The following is a 19,476-nucleotide window of genomic DNA, read 5'->3' on the forward strand; positions in this document are numbered from 1 at the left end:
GGTTTACCGCCGTAACGGGCGGTGCGGTTGGAGGAAGTATGGCGAAACCAGGAAAGATATGGCGGGTCGTGCCGGCGCGCGACGAGTTGGCCGCGCGTTTGGCGCGCAATCTCGGCGTGTCGCCGGTGGTCGCCCAGGTGCTCGTGAACCGCGGTATCAGCGATGAAGCCGAGGCCCGGTTGTTTTTGCGCGGCGGCCGCGAGACGCTGCCTGATCCGTTTCTCATGCTGGGAATGGAGGCGGCGGTCGTACGGATAAGGGCTGCTGTCGACGCTGGCGAGAAGATAACGGTTTACGGCGATTACGATGTGGACGGGGTGACGGCCACGGCGCTGCTTTACCGCGTACTGACGCGGCTGGGGGGTGCGGTGGATTATTATATTCCCGAACGCCAGAACGAGGGTTACGGCCTTAACGCTACGGCGTTGGAGATGTTGTACCAGTCGGGCACCAGGCTCTTGGTCACGGTGGATTGCGGCATCAGCGCGGCAGCCGAGGTGGCGGCGCTGGCCGGCAGAATGGATATCATCGTCACCGACCATCACCAGCCGCCGGAGGTTTTGCCGCCGGCCCTCGCCGTTCTTAATCCCAAACAGAGAGGGTGCCCTTACCCTGAGAAGAACTTGGCCGGGGTGGGGGTGGCCTTCAAGCTTTGTCAGGGGCTCTGGCGGCGTTATAAGGACGACGAGGCCGGGCTAGACGGTTATCTCGACCTTGTGGCGGTCGGTACGGTCGCCGATATCGTGCCTCTGACGGGTGAGAATCGCGTGCTGGTAAAGCTGGGGCTGTCCCAACTGGCCGTAACGGCCAATGTGGGCCTCCGGGCGATTATGTCAGTCGCCGGTTTGCCGGCTGATAAAATGGATACCGGCAGGGTGGGATTCGGCATCGCGCCGCGCCTGAACGCGGCAGGACGCCTGGGTCACGCGGCGGCCGGGGTGGAACTGCTGATCACTGACGACAGCGCCCGGGCGGCTGAGCTGGCTACCGAGCTCGACGCCGAGAACAGCCGCCGCCAGGCGGTGGAGAAGGAGTTGCTGGCCGCGGCGGAAGGCGTGCTGGCCGGCGCAGATCCCGCCGCGCAGAAGGTGCTGGTGCTGGCGGGCGAAAACTGGCATTCCGGGGTTATCGGCATTGTGGCCTCACGCCTGGTGGATAGGTACTATCGCCCGGTTGTCATGATCAGCGTCCGTGACGGGATTGGCAAGGGTTCGTGCCGCAGCATCCCCGGTTTCGATATTTACCGCGCCCTCGAACAGTGCGCCGATCTGCTCGTTCAGTTCGGCGGTCATCAGTTCGCGGCCGGTCTCACCATCGAGGCCGCTAATATTGACGCTTTAAGGGACAGGCTCTCTGATATCGCCGCGGCGACTCTAACCGCCGCCGATTATCAACCGGTGCTTGATATTGATGCCTGCGTCGCTTTGTCCGAGATCGACGCCGCATTTCTGCAGCAGTTGGCCGCCCTTGCCCCTCATGGGACGGGCAATCCCAGCCCGGTCTTCGTCTGCGAGGAGCTTGCGGTTACGGAGGTGCGGCCGGTGGGGCAGGAGGGGCGTCACCTTAAGCTCAGGGTCAGGCGGGAGCGTGTCAACGGAGATGTTATCGGCTGGGATTTGGGTGGACTTGCCGCCCGCCTCGACGGCGACGCGACCATCGACCTGGCCTTTGTGCCCGAGTTCAATGAATGGCGGGGGCAGCGCACCATTCAGCTCAAAGCTAATGATGTCCGCGTGCGGCCGACGGCGCCCGAGCAGGTGAGGCTGATCGACGCCCGCGGTGAGGATAAGGAGGCTTACCTGGCGAAGGTTTTGCCGGACAGTTTGAAGACATTGGTAGTGGTAAACGACCGCCGCGAAGCGGTGTTGCTCGCCCGCAGGCTTAGCAGGCTGTCGGCGGCCGTCGCGGGCGTGGGCTGCTGGCATCCGGCTATGGGAGCCGGCCGTGAAGGGCGGCTGCGCCGCCGGTTCGCAGCCGGCGGGTTGCAGGTGCTGGTGGCGGCCGGGGATTACGGCGGCGAAGACGACGGTATCGCCGACATAATCTTTTATAAGCCGCCGCTGACGAAGGCGGTGCTCGGCGCTTATTGCCGTCTGGCCGCCGCCCAGAGCGGGCCGGTCGGGCTGCATTTCGCCTATGGCGCCGCCGACCGGCGTGATTCAGGTGCCTTGGTGGAAGAACTGTTCCCAGACCGCAAGCAGGTCGGGTGGGTATACCTTACCCTGCGGGAGACCGCCGGACCGGATGGCCGCGTAAGCTTGCCGCCGCGACTGCTGGGCCGCGCCGTCGCCGCGAGGAGCGGCAGGGTCGCGAGTCCGGCGGGGGTTGAGGCCTGTGTAGCCGTGCTTGCCGAAATAGGCCTGGCACGGTACGATGGTACTAATGCGGGCAAGATTGTTATGTCGCCTGTACCGGATCGGAAGCTGGACCTGGAATGCTCGGCCGCGTTTCGCGCCGGGGTCGCCGCCAGGCGGGAATACGCCGCATTCGTCGCCCGCCTGCTCGGCTCGCCGCTGACGGAGCTGTGGAAGTTGGCGACAGACGGGGAATAATCTATAGCAAGCAACGTGTCGGGGAGGAGGTGTACTCTTGAGCAGTGAACCGGCGGTCGGCATCAGGGATCTGATCGGCCAAATCAAGACATATCTGCCGGAAGAAGCGGCTGCGCCGGTCGAACGGGCGTATCGCTTCGCCCAGGCCGCCCACGAGGGGCAGAAACGGGTCTCTGGGGAGGAATATATCTCCCATCCTCTGGGGGTCGCTAAAATCCTTGCCGACCTCCAGCTCGACGCCGTCACCATCAGCGCCGCCCTTCTCCACGATGTCGTCGAGGATACCGTGGTGACAGCCGAGGAGCTGGAAAAGCAGTTCGGCAAGGAAGTGGCCATGCTGGTCGACGGAGTCACCAAGCTGAGTCGCATCGAGTACAAATCCAAGGAAGAACAGCAACTTGAAAACTACCGCAAGATGTTCCTGGCTATGGCCAAGGACATCCGCGTGGTGCTGATAAAACTCGCCGACCGTCTGCACAATATGCGGACACTTAAGTTCATGCCGACCGAGAAGCAGCGGGAAACGGCCCGGGAGACGCTGGAGATATTTGCCCCCCTGGCTCACCGGCTGGGTATTTTCCGCGTCAAATGGGAGCTTGAGGACCTGGCTTTCCGCTATCTTGAACCGGATAACTATTACAAGCTTGTCGACGAAGTCAAGCAGAAGCGGGCCGAACGCGAGGAGATGATCGGCGAGGCTGTCGTGCTGTTGCGCGAGCGCCTGGAAGCGATGGGGATCAAGGCCGAGATCCAGGGACGGCCGAAGAACTTTTACAGCATCTTCAAAAAGATGCAGAAAGATCATAAAGACCTCGGCGAAATATACGACCTGTCGGCGGTCCGCGTCGTCGTCGACAACGTCAAGGACTGCTACGGCGCCCTCGGCATCGTCCATACCCTTTGGAAGCCTCTGCCGTACCGGTTCAAGGATTTCATCGCCATGCCCAAATCCAACCTCTACCAGTCGCTGCATACCACCGTCATCGGCCCTTCAGGGCAGCCGCTGGAAATCCAGATCAGGACCTGGGAAATGCACCGTATCTCCGAATACGGCATTGCCGCCCACTGGCGCTACAAGGAAGGCGGCAAAAGCGCCGACAAGGATTACGAACAGAAGCTGTCATGGCTGCGGCAGCTACTCGAATGGCAGCAGGATCTGCGGGATCCGCGGGAATTCATGGAGACCGTCAGGCTCGATGTCCTTACCGACGAAGTCTTCGTGTTCACTCCCCGGGGCGACGTCATCGATCTGCCGGCAGGCTCCAATCCCATCGATTTCGCCTACCGCGTCCACACCGAAGTCGGCCACCGCTGCACCGGTGCGCGGGTCAACAATAAGATGGTGCCGTTGGAGACGAAGCTCAACAACGGCGACATCGTCGAGATCATCACCAGCAAGCAGGCCGGCGGCCCCAGCCGCGACTGGCTGAATATCGTCGCCTCCTCGGACACGAAAAACAAAATCCGCCAGTGGTTCAAGAAGGAAAAGCGCGAGGAGAACATCGCCAAGGGCCGCGAAATGCTCGAAAGAGAGAGCAAGCGGCTGGGTTACGAAATATCCGAGTTGACTAAAAGCGACCGGCTTGAGGATTTGGCCAGGAAGCTCAACTGGGGCAGCGCGGAAGATCTGGTGGCCGCCCTCGGCTACGGCGGGCAATCGCTGCCGGGGGTAATGACCAAGCTTGTCGAGGCTTACCGCAAGGCACAGCGGTCCGCCGCCCCCGCCGACCTAGCCACGATCGTCGCCGAGGTAAAACCGAAAAAGACCAAGAGCAAGTCGAGCCACGGCATCCTCGTCAAGGGCGAGGCCGGGGTGATGGTGCGGCTGGCCCGCTGCTGCAACCCCGTGCCGGGCGACGAGATCGTCGGCTACATCACCCGCGGCCGAGGCGTGTCCGTGCACCGCACCGATTGTCCCAACCTCCTCGGCAGCCGCGAGGAATTCGAGCGGATGATCGAGGTTGAATGGGACATCGTTCCCGACAGCCTCTATCGCGTGCCGGTGGAGATCTCCTGCGTCGACCGCGCCGGAGTCTTGTCCGAGATACTGATGATGACGTCCGAAGCCAAAATCAACGTCAGCTCGGTCAACGCCAAAACCCACAAGAACAAGCTGGCCACCATTTATCTCAGTTTGGAGATTGGCAGCCTCAGCCAGTTGGAGAATATAATGAACAAGATGCGCAAGGTCAAGGATGTTTACAGCGTCCAGCGCGCCGCCCCGATAGCTGGAGGGGCGCCGTGAGGGCGGTCGTGCAGCGCACCGACGCTGCGTCGGTGACGGTCGACGGCCGTCAGGTAGGAGCCGCGGGCCGCGGCCTCACAGTATTTCTCGGCGTCGGCGGCGGCGACGGTGAAACGGACGCCCGCTACCTGGCGGAAAAAATTGTAAATTTGCGCATTTTTCCCGACGATCAGGGTAAAATGAATCTATCTCTCCGCGATGTGGGCGGTGAACTGCTGGTCATTTCGCAGTTCACTCTTTACGGCGACTGCCGCAAAGGACGGCGGCCTGGGTTCGACGCCGCCGCGCCGCCGGCCGTCGCCCAGGAGCTGTATGAAAGATTCATCGCCGTCTGCCGGGAGGCCGGCATCAAAACCGCGAGCGGCCAGTTCCAGGCCGACATGGTCGTTAAACTTGAAAACCATGGGCCGGTTACTATGCTGTTAGACAGCAGCCGTCTGTTTTAAGGAGGAGGAATAACATGAAGATTGTCAAACTGGAAGTCGGCAGCCTCGGCACAAACTGCTACATCGTATTCACCGAGGAAACCAGGGAAGCGGCGGTAATCGATCCCGGCGGCAGTGTGGCGGAGATTCTCGGCGTCGTCGGGAAGGAGAAGCTTACTGTCAAGTATATTATCAATACCCATGGCCATGCCGATCACGTTCTCGGTAACATGCGCCTGAAAGAGGCGACCGGCGCTCCCATCCTCATCCATGAGGCTGATGCCGATATGCTGACAAGCGGGCAGCTCAATTTATCGGCCTGGATAGGCGGCAGCGTGTCCTGCGGCCCCGCCGACACCCTGCTCAAGGAAGGCGACGTCATAAAAGTCGGCCAGGGCCTCGAACTGGCCGTCATTCACACTCCCGGCCATACGCCGGGCTGCATCTGCCTGAAGACCGACGGTGTTCTGTTCAGCGGCGACACACTGTTCGCCGAGTCGATCGGCCGTACCGATTTCCCCGGCGGCTCTTACAGCCAGCTGATCAACAACGTCAAGGAAAAGCTCCTTATTCTCGACGACAGCGTAAAAGTTTATCCCGGCCACGGGCCGGAGACGAGCATCGGTCGGGAGCGGAAGATGAATCCCTTTATCCAATAACGATTTTGGAGATGCGGGTGCCCAAGGTACCCCGAATGCAAGGCCAGAGGATGCGCGCAGGCGCGCTTCGCACGTACGCCGAGCGCAGCATCCGAAGAGCATCGCCGCAGTTGGGCTTTTCGGACACCCGAAAAAGAGCGGCTTGGAGTGATTCCTTGTGTCCAAACCGTACTTCATCTGGCTAAAGTTAGTCGTTGTACTGGCGGCCTTCTATCTACTAAGCAAGGTCACGCCAATATACCTGCCGATTATCCTCGCCATTGTGTTCGCGTTTATTATCAATCCGCTGGCCAGCCGCCTAGCGCGCCTGCGGGCCGGCAGCCGTTTCCTTATGCCGCACGGCCTGGCGGTAGCTTTGGCTATCGCCGTCGCCATCGGCGTGCTGACGGCGGTGATAAGCTTTATCTTTTCCCCGTTCGTGAGCGAGTTCAACCGCCTGATCGTCAATTTGCCTGCGCTGATTCAGAAAATCCAGGCGCTCACCGGGCGGCTTGAGGAACAGGCCAACTCGATAAGTCTGCCCGCCAACATCAGGCTGATTATCGACCAGATATTGTCGAGCGCGGCCTCTTACGCCGTCACGCTGGGACGGCGCGTCCTGGGTGCCACCGTAGGCTTCGCGTCCAAGGTGGTGGAACTGGTGGTTGTTCCGGTGCTTACTTATTATTTCCTCAAGGACTGGCGCGCGCTCAAATCATCGGCGATCGAAGCACTGCCGCCCGATTGGCGCGACAGGGGCCGCGTAATCATCGAGGAGATGGGGGCGACGGTAAGCGGCTATATTCGCGGGCAGGCCGTCGTCAGCGTTTTGATGGGCTTTCTCGCCTTCGTCGGCATGTACTTCCTTGGGGTCGACTATCCGCTCGTTTTCGGGCTGCTGGCCGCGCTCACCGAAACTATCCCGATCGTCGGTCCGATTATCGGCGCCGCCCCGGCGGTATTTCTGGCCTATCTCGCCACTCCCGAACTGGCGGCGAAGGTTATCATCTTTTTCCTGGTGATCCACCAACTCGAAAATCACATCATCGTTCCCAAGATAATGGGCAAGTCGATCGATCTGCACCCGGTGACGGTCATTATCAGTCTGCTTATCGGCGGCCAGCTCATGGGGGTCGTGGGCATGATCCTGGCGGTCCCGGCGGCGGCGCTGCTGAAAGTGCTCTACAGGCATCTGTGGCGGTATGAGTGAAGGGGGAAGGGGTTGATCTTATGAGCATAACCATGGCCGAGCTCAGGCAGAAGTTCCGCGACCGCCAGTACAAACTGACATCGCAGCGCCAGACCATCCTTCAGGCTTTTCTGGACCATCCCGACCGTCACCTATCGGCCGAGGACGTTTATACCATCGTCCGCAAGCAGTCGCCGGAAATCGGCCTGGCGACCGTTTACCGCACCCTGGAACTGTTCAACGAGCTCGATATAGTCCAGCGGCTCGATTTCGGCGATGGCCGGCAGCGCTATGAGATTAACGAGACGAGCACCCCCCATCACCACCATCATCTTATTTGCCTCAGCTGCGGCAAGGTGAAGGAATTCGGCGACGACTTGCTGGAGACGCTGGAATCGGCGATCGCCAAACGAAGCAAATTTGCCATCGTCGACCATCAGCTGAAATTCTACGGCTATTGTCAGGAGTGCCAAAAGAGACGTGAAGGTTAACGGGTATTACTTGCCGGCTGCCGATGACGGTCTGGCGGGCGCGGTGGCCGACGCCGCCACGCTGTTCTCCATTCCCGCCGCCGGCGTTTTGGCCGGCGGCGATATTGACGCCCTTCTTCCCGCGGACGCCGTATTTATCCGTAACACGGTGACAGGCGGTGCGGACAAGGCAGTCGTTACCGAGGTGTTTTTCCGGCGCGAAGACGGTGCCCTGGGCTGCCACACCAGGCGGGCGAGGGAGGGGGACGAGGAGGCGGCGGCGGCCGCCCAGCGACTCGTCCGCCTTAATCTGCTCGCTATCCTGAAGCTAATTACCGGGCGCAACCCGGGTCCTTGGGGCATCCTCCGCGGCGTGCGGCCGATAAAGATCGTCCATCGCCTGCTGGACAACGGACTCAGCCTCGGGCAAGCCGCCGACCGGCTGGCGGCCGACTACGCCGTCGAGCCGGACAAGGCCCGTCTTATCGCCGCGATCGGCCTTAGACAGCGCCCCTTCCTGCATTCGGGCCGGGAAGGCCGGCGGCTGGTGAGCGTATACGTCGGTGTACCCTACTGCCCATCGCGGTGTCTGTACTGTTCCTTTCCCGCTAACGTATTGCCTGCCGACCATGCAAAGGTGGCGGCTTTTTTAAGTGCCCTGGAGACCGATATCGCGGCCGCCGCTGATCTTATCGCCCGCCGGGGACTGGCGGCCGAGACGGTGTATATCGGCGGCGGCACTCCGACCAGCCTCGGCGACGCCGACTTCGCCCGGCTGCTAGAGAAGGTGCGCGGAGCGTTCGTAAGCGCCGCCACGCGCGAGTTTACGGTTGAGGCCGGGCGCCCCGACTGCATCACCGACAACAAGGTTTCTGCCATGGCTACGTCGGGGGTTACGCGGGTAAGCGTCAATCCGCAGACGATGCAGGAAAAAACCTTAAAACTTATTGGACGAAACCATACCGTCCGCGATATAATAGTAATGTTTAGGAAAATACGCTCTGCGGGCATCCCGATTATTAACATGGACATAATCGCCGGCCTGCCGGAAGAAACAGAGCGGGATATGGCCGCGACCATGGCGGACATTGCCGCGCTGGCGCCCGACAACATCACGGTCCACACTTTGGCGATCAAGCGGGGCTCGCGTCTTGCCGCCGGCTGCGACGGTGTGGCGCTGCCGGACGAGCGCACCACCGCCGCCATGATGGCCATCGCCGCCGATGGGGCCCGGGCCATGGGGCAGTTACCTTATTACCTTTACCGCCAGAAATATATGACCGGCAACCTGGAAAACGTGGGCTACGCCCTCCCGGGCGCCGAATGCATCTACAACATCCAGATAATCGAGGAGCGGCAGACGATCATCGGCGTAGGACCGGCGGCCGCCACCAAGGCCGTCGCCGCCGACTACCGCCTCGACAGCTGCTACAATCCCAAAGACGTCGCTACCTATATCGCCAACATCGACCACTACATACGGCGGCGGGAGGAACTCCTCGCCGCGCTGTTCAGCCGCTAAGGAGGAAAGGACAACATGGAGATTTCCGCGCCGCGGGGCACGAAAGATATAATGCCGGACAGCAGCAGCCACTGGCAGTACGTGGAGAGGACGGCCCGCGAAGTGTGCCGGGCTTATGGCTACCGCGAGATCCGTACGCCGGTATTCGAGCATACCGAGCTATTTCTGCGGGGCATCGGCGAGACGACCGACATTGTTCAGAAGGAAATGTACACCTTCACCGACAAGGGCGGCCGGAGCATCACCCTGCGGCCGGAGAACACCGCCGGCACTGTCCGCGCCTACCTTGAACACAAGCTTTACGGCGAAAGCCAGCCGTCCAAGCTGTACTATATCGGCCCGATGTTCCGCTATGACAAGCCCCAGGCCGGCCGTTTCCGCCAGTTTCACCAGTTCGGCATTGAGGCGATCGGCTCCCCCGGCCCGATCGTCGATGCCGAGATTATCCTGGCGGCGGTCGAGTTTTTCACCCGGCTGGGCCTCAAGGATCTTAATCTGTTTATCAATTCGGTCGGCTGCCCCAAATGCCGCCCGGTCTACCGCGCCAAAATCCAGGATGCTTTGAGGGGGAGCCTCGGCGAGTTCTGCGAGGACTGCCGCTCCCGTTTCGACCGCAATCCGATGCGCATTCTCGACTGCAAGAACGAAAAGTGCCAGCAGCTTTCCAAGGACGCGCCCCGGCTGGCCGACTGCCTGTGCGACGAGTGCCGCGACCACTTCGCCGGCCTCCAGACGGTGCTGACCGCCGCAGGTGTCGATTATCAGCTCAACCCGCGGTTGGTGCGCGGCCTCGACTACTACACCAAGACGGCCTTTGAAATCCAGTACCCGCCGCTGGGCGCCCAGAGCGCCGTGTGCGGCGGCGGCCGCTACGACGGGCTGATCGAGGAGATCGGCGGCAGCCCAACCCCCGCCATCGGCTATGCCATCGGTCTGGAGAGGGTGATCCTGGCCTTGGAAAAGCAGGGCTTGCTGCCGTCAACCGAGACGGGAATCGCCGTTTTCGTGGCGGCGTTCGACGACAAGACGCGCGTGCAGGCTTTCAAATTGGCTGCCGAGCTCAGGAAGGCCGGCCTTGCCTGCGAGATGGACTACCTCGGGCGCGGCCTCAAGGCCCAGCTAAAACAGGCCAACCGTTATCCGGCCCGCTTCGTGGCCATCATCGGCGAAGAAGAGGCGGCCCAGAACAAAGTCGCGCTAAAGAACATGCAGACCGGCGAGCAGCAACTTGTCGACGCCGGTCAGGTGGAACAGAAGATACGCGCGGAGATGGAGGATTAACATGGACTCGCTTCTTGGATTGAAACGCACCCATAGCTGTGGTGAACTGACAAAGCAACACGCCGGCCAGGAGGTCGTGCTATGCGGCTGGATGGCCCGCCGCCGCGACCACGGCGGCCTGATTTTCGTCGACCTCAGGGATCGCTCGGGCATGGTGCAACTGGTTTTTTCGCCCGACACCGAGCCTGCCGCTTTCCGCAAGGCTGAGACCGTGCGCACCGAGTACGTGCTGGCCGTTCGCGGCACCGTTCGCATGCGCGATGCCGACACCGTTAACGCCAACATGGCCACCGGCGAAATCGAAATAGCAGGCGCCGAACTGCGTATCCTCAACGCCGCCAAGACGCCGCCGTTCTATATTCAGGACGATGTCGACGTGGACGAGGTCCTTAAGCTAAAATACCGTTACCTCGACCTGCGCCGGCCGGAGATGCAGCGCAATCTCATCCTCCGCCACCGCGTCGCCAAGCTGATGCGCGACTTCCTCGATCGGCAGGGCTTTATCGAGGTCGAGACGCCGATGCTGACTAAAAGCACCCCGGAGGGCGCGCGGGATTACCTGGTGCCCAGCCGGGTCAACCCCGGCAAGTTCTACGCCCTGCCTCAGTCGCCGCAGATATTCAAGCAAATCTTGATGGTGTCTGGCTTCGAACGTTATTTTCAGATCGCCCGCTGCTTCCGCGACGAGGATCTGCGCGCCGACCGTCAGCCGGAGTTTACGCAGCTCGACATCGAGATGTCCTTCGTCGATCGCGAGGAAGTGCTGACCACGATGGAGAACATGGTCGCCTATCTTTTCAGGGAAGCCATCGGGGCCGACGTGCCGACCCCTTTCCCGCGGCTCGGCTACGACGAAGCGATGGACAAGTACGGTTCGGACAAGCCTGATCTGAGATTCGGCATGGAAATGATCGACCTCACCGACGCGGTGCGCGGTTCTGATTTCAAGGTGTTCGAGAACGTCCTCGCCGCCGGCGGCAAGGTTAAAGCTATCAACGTGAAGGGCTACGCCGCCATTGCGCGCCGCGAGCTTGACGGCCTGGTCGAATACGTCGGCCAGTACGGCGGCAAAGGGCTGGCCTGGATGTGTTATACGGGCGAGGGCATAAAGTCGCAGATCACCAAATTCTTCAGCGAAACGACGATCGCCAAGGTCACGGCCGCAGCCGGCGCCGAGGAGGGCGACCTGCTGCTCATCATGGCCGATGCGCCCGCGGTTCTCAATCCCGCGCTCGGTCAGCTCCGGCTTGAGATGGCTCGCCGGCAAAATCTCATCGACGCCAACAAACTGGCCTTCGCCTGGGTCATCGATTTCCCGATGTTTGAATACGACCCGGAAGAAAAGCGGTGGGTGGCCATGCACCACCCGTTTACCTCGCCCCGCGACGAGGATGTCGATTATCTCGCCAGCGATCCCGGCCGCATCAGGGCCAAGGCTTACGATATGGTCCTCAACGGCACCGAGCTGGGCGGCGGCAGCATCCGTATCTACCAGCGCGATCTGCAGGAAAAGGTCTTCAAGGCTATCGGCCTTTCGGACGAGGAAGCGACGGAGCAGTTCGGCTTTTTATTGGAAGCGTTCGAATACGGCACGCCTCCCCACGGCGGCATCGCCTTCGGCCTCGACCGGATGGTGATGCTGATGGCGGGACGGCCTTCGATCCGCGACGTCATCGCTTTTCCCAAGACACAAAGCGCGACCGACCTCATGTCCCAGGCGCCTTCGGCGGTTTCGCCCCGGCAGCTCAAGGACCTCGCCATCAAGCTGGACACGGTGATAAAGAAATAAAGCGAAGCGGCTCGGATAACCCAGGGCGACGGCAATGATCGCCATCACTGGCAGAATATCCCGGCCGCTTTTCCCTTGCTTTTCGCCGGCAAGTTTGCTAATATAAAGACGGAATCCGCTAATAACGGAAAAGTCAAAAAATTATTGTGTAATAAGCCCTGCTGTGTGCGTGGAAAGCCTATGTTTTGAGCCAACACATTTACTGCGGGAGCCCGGACTCTGTTTGTGGCGTGTATGCCCCTGATCGTTTGGGGACACATAAAGCAGGCAGGAGGGCACCCACCTGCTGAGGCAGGTTCAAAACAGGGGCGAAACGGCATGGTGGGGATTATTATGCTCAGCCGGCACTAATGTGCGGGCTTTTTGTTTTCGCAGGCAGGAAAAGCCCGGGGCGACGGGGAATCCGTTCGGTAAAAGGGAGGGAAGCCGATGAAGGATTTTCTGCGCAGCCTCTGCAGTCCCTGAATACTGATGTGGGTGCTGGTGGCACTCTTAGTCCTGGTTCCGCTGTTGTTGAGATAACGACCGTTGCCGTCGCAAGCAGGCGCCGCCTTACTGGCGGCGTTTTTTGTTTGGCTGTCATAGGATTTTTGCCTTTCGACCAGAATTAATACAGGAATAACGTTTTGTAGGAGTGATCACGTGCGAACAGTCGATTTGCGCAGCGATACCGTGACGATGCCGACCGAGGAGATGAGACAGGCCATGTTCCGGGCCGAGGTGGGCGACGACGTATATCGCGAGGACCCTACCGTAATGGCTTTGGAGGAACTGGGAGCGGCGATGATGGGCAAGGAAGCCGGGCTTTTCCTCACCAGCGGGACGATGGGCAATCAGGTGGCGGCGATGGCCCACACCAAGAAGAGCGACGAGATAATCTGCGAGATGGAATCGCATATTTATTATTACGAGGTCGCCGGTTTGGCCTGCCTCGCCGGCGCCCAGGTTCGTCCGGTCATAGGCGACCGCGGCGTAATGACCGCCGCAGCCATCCGCGGAGCCATCCGCCCCATCGACATACACGCCCCCGAAACCGCCCTTATCTGCGTAGAAAATACCCATAACCGGGCCGGCGGCACCTGTTACCCCCTGGGCGAACTCGCCGCCATCCGCAGGCTGGCCGACGAGTTCCATATCCCGGTACATATGGACGGGGCCCGCATCTTTAACGCGGCGGTCGCGCAGGGCGTAGCCGTCGCGGAGATCGCTCAACATGCCGATACCGTGCAATTCTGTCTTTCCAAGGGACTGGCCGCGCCGGTGGGGTCGCTGCTGGTCGGTACACGCCCCTACATCGAAAAGGCCCGCCGCTTCCGCAAGATGCTCGGCGGCGGCATGCGTCAGGCCGGTATCGTCGCCGCGGCCGGCATCGTCGCCCTGAAAACGATGGTCGACCGTCTTGCGGAGGATCATACCAACGCCCGGTTGCTTGGCGAGGCGATCGCCGCCAGCGGCTATGTGATCGATATGAGCACGGTGCAGACCAATATCGTTATTTTTTCGACGGACGGCCTCAAGACCGATGCTCCCGCGTTTGTCGCCATGCTCAAGGACCGTGGCATAAAGGCCAACGCCTTTGGCGAACGGCGGGTGCGGATGGTTACCCATTTCGGCGTCGACCGCGCCGATATCGATTACACCGTCGATGTTCTGGCCAAGCTGAAGCAAGAATGTAGCTGAAAGAAGGACTTTTCATTATGAGCCTTTTCGAGGAACAGGACAGCGGGCCGGAGCTTGCGGCGCCGCTGGCGGTGAGGATGCGCCCGCTTACGCTGGCGGAATTCGTCGGCCAGGCCGATCTTATCGCCCCCGGGCGGTTTCTTCGCCGCATGATCGATGCCGACACCGTGCCGTCCATGATCCTCTTCGGGCCGCCGGGCACGGGCAAAACCACCCTAGCTCATATCATCGCCCGCGAGACGGACGCCCAGTTCGAGCAGCTCAACGCTGTCTCGGCGGGGGTGGCCGACATCCGCAGGATTATCGACGCTGCCCAGAAAAGGTTGCGGCTGCTGCGGCAGCGCACCATCCTGTTCGTCGACGAGATTCACCGCTTTTCCAAATCGCAGCAGGATGTTCTGTTGCCTTTTGTGGAGAACGGCACCGTCACGCTGATCGGCGCCACGACCGAGAATCCGTATTTTGAAGTGAATTCGCCGCTGTTGTCGCGGGCAAGGGTGTTTCGCCTCCTGCCGCTCGGCCCCGACGAGGTGGTCGCTATCCTCGCCGCCGCGCTGGCTGACGAGGAACGCGGCCTGGGCGGAACGGGCATCACTTGCGCTCCGGCTGTTTTAGCCGCCATCGCCGATTTCACCGGCGGCGACGCCCGTGTAGCCCTCAACCTGCTGGAGCAGGCTGCGGCGATGGCGACTGGCGACGGCCCGCGGGAAATAACCCTGGAGCTCCTCAAGTCAATCGCCGGCGAGCGGGTCATCGGCTATGACAAGAAAGGCGACACGCATTACGACGTGGCGTCGGCTTTTATAAAGAGCATGCGCGGTTCCGACCCCGACGCCGCCCTTCATTATCTCGCCCGCATGCTCGAAGCCGGTGAGGATGTGAAGTTCATTGCCCGCCGGATTGTCATCTGTGCTGCCGAGGATGTCGGCAACGCCGATCCGCAGGCACTGGTGGTGGCGACCGCGGCCATGCACGCCGTGCAGTTCATCGGCCTGCCCGAAGCCCGCATTCCCCTCGCACAGGCGGTAGTCTATATAGCCGCCGCCCCCAAAAGCAATGCCGCGTATGTGGCTGTCGACCAGGCAATGGCCGACGTGCGGGAAAAAGAAGGCGGCCGCGTGCCGCTTCACCTGCGGGACGCCAGTTATAAAGGCGCCAAGCTGTGGGGGCACGGCCAGGACTATAAATATCCGCACAATTTTCCCGGCGCTTACGTGTCTCAGCAGTATCTTCCGGACGAATTGAAAGAATACGTTTATTACCGGCCGACCGACCAGGGATTTGAGGCCGAGATCGCGCGCAGGCTGCGCGAGCGGGGCAATGCGCGGCCGGCGAAATGACAAGGCCGCCGTGGTCGAGAAGGGCTTTTTGCGTCCGGAATAAATCCGAGTCGGCGGGTCAAAAATAATAGCGCATCGTCTTTACAACCCGACCTTTTTCTGGTATATTGAATCTAAACAAATCCTATCGTAATACTCGGAAAAGCGGGTGATTCAAAGTGAAGCTGTCCACCAAAGGGCGTTATGGCGTATCCGCTATGTTCGATTTGGCTCTTCACCACGGACAGGGGCCGATTTCCCTTAAAAGCGTCGCTCAGCGCCAGGGGATTTCCGAGCACTATCTCGAACAGCTTATGGGAACGTTGCGAAAGGCCGGCTATGTCAAAAGCGTGCGCGGCGCCCAGGGGGGCTATACTCTGACAAAGTCTCCGGAAGAGATTACCGTGGGCGATATCATCAGGATAATGGAGGGGCCGACCGCACCGGTCGACTGCCTGCTGGCCGACACCGCTGACAATAAATATTGTGCCCGAGCCGGGAACTGCGTGACGCGGGGCGTTTGGGCGAAAGTGCGCGACAGCATCGATGCGGTGCTAGATTCGATTACCCTCGCCGACTTGGCGAATGAAGACAAAGCATAGGAGTGATAGCATGAAACGCATTTACTTCGATCATTCGGCCACAACCCCCGTCGACAAGGAAGCGGCAGCGGCGGTGCTGGAATACATGACCGAAAAATTCGGCAACGCATCGAGCATTCATAGTTTCGGCCGCGAAGCCCGCAAAGCGGTGGATGAGGCTCGCGAAAAGGTGGCCAAACTCATCGGGGCGACCGCCAACGAAATCTTCTTCACCAGCGGCGGCACCGAGGCCGACAACCTCGCCATCAAAGGTGTTGCGTTCGCCAACCGCAAGAAAGGCAATCATATAATCACCTCGGCTATCGAGCATCACGCGGTGCTCCATACCTGCGAGTATCTCGAGAAGCACGGCTTTACGGTGACCTACCTGCCAGTGGACGAATACGGCATGGTGAGTGTCGAAGAGCTTCAGAAAGCCATCACCGACAAAACCATCCTTATTTCCATCATGATGGCCAATAACGAAGTCGGCACCATCCAGCCGGTGCAGGAAATTGGCAGGATCGCTCGCGAAAAAGGCATTTACTTTCATACCGACGCCGTGCAGGCGGTAGGTAATTATCCTATAAACGTCCAAGAAATGAACATCGACATGTTGGCGCTGTCCGGCCATAAATTCCATGCCCCCAAAGGCATCGGCGCCCTTTATATCAGGAAAGGGGTACGCATCGAGGCGGTTCAGCACGGCGGCGGCCACGAGCGCAACATGCGGGCGGGCACCGAAAATGTCCCCGGCATCGTCGGCCTCGGCAAAGCAGCGGAAATTGCCAAGCGGGATATGGCCCAGAAGGTCACTTATCTTGCCAAACTTCGCGATAGGATAATCAACGAGGTCATGACGAAGGTTCCCCATGTCAAGCTGAACGGCCACCCGACTGAGCGTCTTCCCGGCAATGTCAACTTCAGCTTCCTCTTTATCGAGGGTGAATCGTTGCTTCTTAACCTTGACCTCAAAGGCATCGCCGCCTCCAGCGGTTCGGCCTGTACCTCCGGGTCGCTCGACCCGTCGCACGTGCTTTTGGCGATGGGACTTACCCACGAGGTGGCCCACGGGTCGTTGCGCGTTACCCTTGGCCGCGGCAACACCGCCGAAGAGGTGGAATACTTCCTCCAGGTACTGCCGGAAATAATCGACAGGCTGCGCGCCATGTCGCCGCTGTTCGGCGAGAGCGCCAAAACGGTGGTCAACAATCCGTGCAACGAATGCCACATGCATTAATGATAAGATAGGGGAGATACCATGTATACGGAAAAAGTTATGGACCATTTCACCAATCCGCGCAACGTCGGCGAAATCAAGGAAGCCAGCGGAATCGGCGAAGTGGGCAACGCCAAATGCGGCGACATCATGCGCATATACCTGAAGGTCGATGACAACGACGTCATCACCGACGTCAAATTCAAGACCTTCGGCTGCGGCGCGGCGATTGCCACCAGCAGCATGGTCACCGAGATGGTGAAAGGCAAAAAGCTTTCCGAGGCCCTGGAGATATCCAACCAGGCGGTCGCCGAGGCCCTGGGCGGATTGCCGCCGGCCAAGATGCACTGTTCAAATCTGGCGGCCGATGCCCTGCACCACGCCATTAAGGATTACATCGACAAAAAAGGAAAGTGATAGTGTGACGGCTAAACCGAAAGTGGTCGTCGCCATGAGCGGAGGGGTGGACAGTTCTTTGACTGCCGCCCTTCTCGTGCACCAGGGCTACGACGTAATCGGCGCAACTATGCAGATTTGGGACAATGAGCGCGAAGACGCCGACGAACGGGGCTGCTGTTCGCTGTCGGCGGTGGCTGATGCGCGTCGGGTCGCCGACAGGCTGGGCATTCCTTATTATGTGCTCAATTTTCGCGCCCTTTTCCAGGAGACGGTTGTCGACTATTTTATCGCCGAATACGCCGCCGGCCGCACTCCTAACCCCTGCATCGCCTGCAACCGTTACGTCAAGTTCGAAGGCCTGCTGAAAAAGGCGCTGGCCTTGGGGGCGGAGTATGTCGCCACCGGCCATTACGCCCGTATCGGCTACGACGGAACAAGGAAGCGGTTTCTGCTTCGCAAGGGCGTGGACTCGACCAAGGACCAGTCTTATGCGCTTTATCACCTCAACCAGCATACTCTCAGGCATTTCCTCATGCCGTTGGGTGAATATACCAAGGTGGAAACCCGCCGGATGGCCCGCGAGATCGGCCTCGCCGTCGCCGACAAGCCTGACAGCCAGGAGATCTGTTTCGTACCTGACGACGATTATCAGCGGTTTCTCGCCGAGAAAGCTCCCGGCAGCCTCAGGCCCGGGGATATTGTTGACACGCACGGCCGGATTCTTGGCCGGCACAAAGGCCTGCCGTTATACACCGTCGGCCAGCGCAAGGGCTTGGGCATTGCGGCCGGCCGACCGCTTTACGTCGTCGCTCTCGATACAGACCGAAACCAGGTAATCGTCGGCGATGACGACGACGTTTTCGCCAGTGAACTGATCGCCGGCGATCTAAACTACATCGCCTTCGACGACTTATCCGCCCCGCTGGCGGCGGCGGTCAAGATTCGTTACAGCGCCCGCGAGGCTCCGGCGATTATTACGCCGTTCACCGACGGCCAGGTGCGGATTCGGTTCGAAACTCCCCAGCGGGCCATAACCCCCGGACAGTCGGTCGTTTTTTACGACGGGGACATCGTTTTGGGCGGCGGCATTATCGGCAAAGTTGTGGGGTAATGGGATAAAAAACGGGATATTCGGACAATATGCCTCTATAAGGAAAAACCAAACTAACAGTGTTGCTCTGCAGGCCGCGGAAAAGTTCGCCGGAACTTTTCCGCGGCCTTCTTAAATAAAAGGCGGCGAATCCGGCCATAATACTAGTGCAATCTGTTTCGACGGAAAGGCTGGCCTGTATGCAGAAACTGCGGCGATTGCTCGGCCTGCCGGTGCTGGAGATCGAAAATGGCACCCAGATTGGCGAAGTCCAGGAAGTGGTCCTGAATATCGGGCAGGCGGCCGTCACCGGGATAGTGATCGCCGAGCCGACCTGGTTCAGCCACGAAAGAGGCATCTTCTTCGCCGACCTTTACAGCATCGGGCGCGACGCCGTGACCGTCAGGAGCGCGGCTGCGGTGCGGGATTTTTCCGCTGCCATGGCCGTCGCCGAGGTTAACACGTTATCGGTGTTATGCGATAAGGAAATCTACACCGAGACGGGGGACTATCTCGGAGTGATGACCGATGTTTCCTGGGAGCCGGCGACGGGGGAAATCCGCTTCTATGAGCTGTCGGACGGACTTATCACCGATTTCCTCTGCGGTCGTTTGATTATGCCGCTGCCGCCGGCCCAGGTGGTAGGCAAGGACAGGCTGATCGTGCCGGAAGCGATGATCGAGCTGCTCCAGACAGCAAATCACGATCCGGGTGGTGTGTGTTAATGGTGACTTGCCCTGTGTGCGCCAAGCGCGCGGTCGGCAAGGTCGGAGCAGATCAGTACTACTGCTGGGACTGTTGCGTGGAGTTTGTCGTCCGTGGTCCCCGCGTGACTATCTTCAACGTCGAGCCTGACGGCAGTCTGACACTGTACGCCGACCCCTCGGCCGGGGGCGTAAATTTAGTGATGCAAGAGGGGGGATATGATGCGCAGCAAATTCATGCACGGGTTAATCTGGGGTAGCGTTGTCGGAACCGTACTAGGCGCCATCATGAGTCCCATGTTGAGACCGCAGAGGAAACCGCTGATGGAACGGAGCGCCGAGGCTCTCGGGCACACTACGCGTGATCTGATGC

The 19,476-nt window shown here is 60.2% G+C and carries 17 protein-coding genes and 1 other RNA gene; all 18 read left to right on the forward strand.

Going from position 1 to position 19,476, the window contains the following annotated elements; translation table 11 throughout:
* Nucleotides 1–38 precede the first annotated feature (38 nt).
* Nucleotides 39–2,552, forward strand: coding sequence for a single-stranded-DNA-specific exonuclease RecJ (gene recJ / locus Q4T40_07235; GenBank protein MDT8901025.1), 2,514 nt, complete (start codon nt 39–41; stop codon nt 2,550–2,552).
* Nucleotides 2,553–2,589: 37 nt separating this feature from the next.
* A complete protein-coding gene (locus Q4T40_07240; GenBank protein ID MDT8901026.1) occupies nt 2,590–4,797 on the forward strand; it encodes a bifunctional (p)ppGpp synthetase/guanosine-3',5'-bis(diphosphate) 3'-pyrophosphohydrolase in 2,208 nt (735 codons plus the stop codon).
* Nucleotides 4,794–5,243 carry a D-aminoacyl-tRNA deacylase gene (dtd, locus tag Q4T40_07245; GenBank protein MDT8901027.1) on the forward strand — a complete coding sequence of 150 codons (450 nt, stop codon included), beginning with the start codon at nt 4,794–4,796 and terminating at the stop codon, nt 5,241–5,243. Before Q4T40_07240 ends, dtd begins: the two co-directional genes overlap by 4 nt.
* 14 nt (nt 5,244–5,257) lie before the next feature.
* Complete coding sequence (locus Q4T40_07250; protein ID MDT8901028.1) at nt 5,258–5,881, forward strand: MBL fold metallo-hydrolase; 624 nt, start codon at nt 5,258–5,260, stop codon at nt 5,879–5,881.
* A gap of 157 nt (nt 5,882–6,038) precedes the next feature.
* A complete protein-coding gene (locus Q4T40_07255) occupies nt 6,039–7,070 on the forward strand; it encodes an AI-2E family transporter (protein ID MDT8901029.1) in 1,032 nt (343 codons plus the stop codon).
* Nucleotides 7,071–7,090: 20 nt separating this feature from the next.
* Nucleotides 7,091–7,540 (forward strand): Fur family transcriptional regulator, encoded by a 450-nt coding sequence (locus tag Q4T40_07260; GenBank protein MDT8901030.1) that lies wholly within the window; start codon nt 7,091–7,093, stop codon nt 7,538–7,540.
* The gene (gene hemZ / locus Q4T40_07265; protein ID MDT8901031.1) at nt 7,530–9,041 is read left to right on the forward strand and encodes a coproporphyrinogen dehydrogenase HemZ; all 1,512 of its coding nucleotides are present in this window, start codon (nt 7,530–7,532) and stop codon (nt 9,039–9,041) included. Before Q4T40_07260 ends, hemZ begins: the two co-directional genes overlap by 11 nt.
* A gap of 15 nt (nt 9,042–9,056) precedes the next feature.
* Nucleotides 9,057–10,322, forward strand: coding sequence for a histidine--tRNA ligase (hisS, locus tag Q4T40_07270; GenBank protein ID MDT8901032.1), 1,266 nt, complete (start codon nt 9,057–9,059; stop codon nt 10,320–10,322).
* A 1-nt stretch (nt 10,323) separates the two neighbouring features.
* Nucleotides 10,324–12,111: an aspartate--tRNA ligase gene (gene aspS / locus Q4T40_07275; GenBank protein MDT8901033.1), complete on the forward strand. Its 1,788-nt coding sequence runs from the start codon at nt 10,324–10,326 to the stop codon at nt 12,109–12,111.
* Nucleotides 12,112–12,263: 152 nt separating this feature from the next.
* A non-coding RNA gene (gene ssrS / locus Q4T40_07280) (6S RNA) lies at nt 12,264–12,443 on the forward strand.
* Nucleotides 12,444–12,753: 310 nt separating this feature from the next.
* Nucleotides 12,754–13,791, forward strand: coding sequence for a GntG family PLP-dependent aldolase (locus Q4T40_07285; GenBank protein ID MDT8901034.1), 1,038 nt, complete (start codon nt 12,754–12,756; stop codon nt 13,789–13,791).
* 17 nt (nt 13,792–13,808) lie between these two features.
* Complete coding sequence (locus tag Q4T40_07290; GenBank protein ID MDT8901035.1) at nt 13,809–15,131, forward strand: replication-associated recombination protein A; 1,323 nt, start codon at nt 13,809–13,811, stop codon at nt 15,129–15,131.
* Nucleotides 15,132–15,289: 158 nt separating this feature from the next.
* The gene (locus Q4T40_07295; GenBank protein MDT8901036.1) at nt 15,290–15,712 is read left to right on the forward strand and encodes an Rrf2 family transcriptional regulator; all 423 of its coding nucleotides are present in this window, start codon (nt 15,290–15,292) and stop codon (nt 15,710–15,712) included.
* A 10-nt stretch (nt 15,713–15,722) separates the two neighbouring features.
* On the forward strand, nt 15,723–16,931 hold the full coding sequence (gene nifS, locus Q4T40_07300; GenBank protein ID MDT8901037.1) for a cysteine desulfurase NifS: 1,209 nt from the start codon (nt 15,723–15,725) through the stop codon (nt 16,929–16,931).
* A 21-nt stretch (nt 16,932–16,952) separates the two neighbouring features.
* On the forward strand, nt 16,953–17,327 hold the full coding sequence (nifU, locus tag Q4T40_07305) for a Fe-S cluster assembly scaffold protein NifU (GenBank protein MDT8901038.1): 375 nt from the start codon (nt 16,953–16,955) through the stop codon (nt 17,325–17,327).
* Nucleotides 17,328–17,331: 4 nt separating this feature from the next.
* Nucleotides 17,332–18,420, forward strand: a complete 1,089-nt coding sequence (mnmA, locus tag Q4T40_07310) for a tRNA 2-thiouridine(34) synthase MnmA (protein MDT8901039.1) — start codon at nt 17,332–17,334, stop codon at nt 18,418–18,420.
* 179 nt (nt 18,421–18,599) lie between these two features.
* Nucleotides 18,600–19,124, forward strand: coding sequence for a PRC-barrel domain-containing protein (locus Q4T40_07315; GenBank protein MDT8901040.1), 525 nt, complete (start codon nt 18,600–18,602; stop codon nt 19,122–19,124).
* The gene (locus Q4T40_07320) at nt 19,124–19,363 is read left to right on the forward strand and encodes a hypothetical protein (GenBank protein MDT8901041.1); all 240 of its coding nucleotides are present in this window, start codon (nt 19,124–19,126) and stop codon (nt 19,361–19,363) included. Before Q4T40_07315 ends, Q4T40_07320 begins: the two co-directional genes overlap by 1 nt.
* The last annotated feature ends 113 nt before the right edge of the window (nt 19,364–19,476 follow it).

It is taken from the genome of Selenomonadales bacterium 4137-cl (assembly GCA_032334055.1).
GTDB lineage: Bacteria > Bacillota > Negativicutes > Sporomusales > UBA7701 > Anaeroselena > Anaeroselena agilis.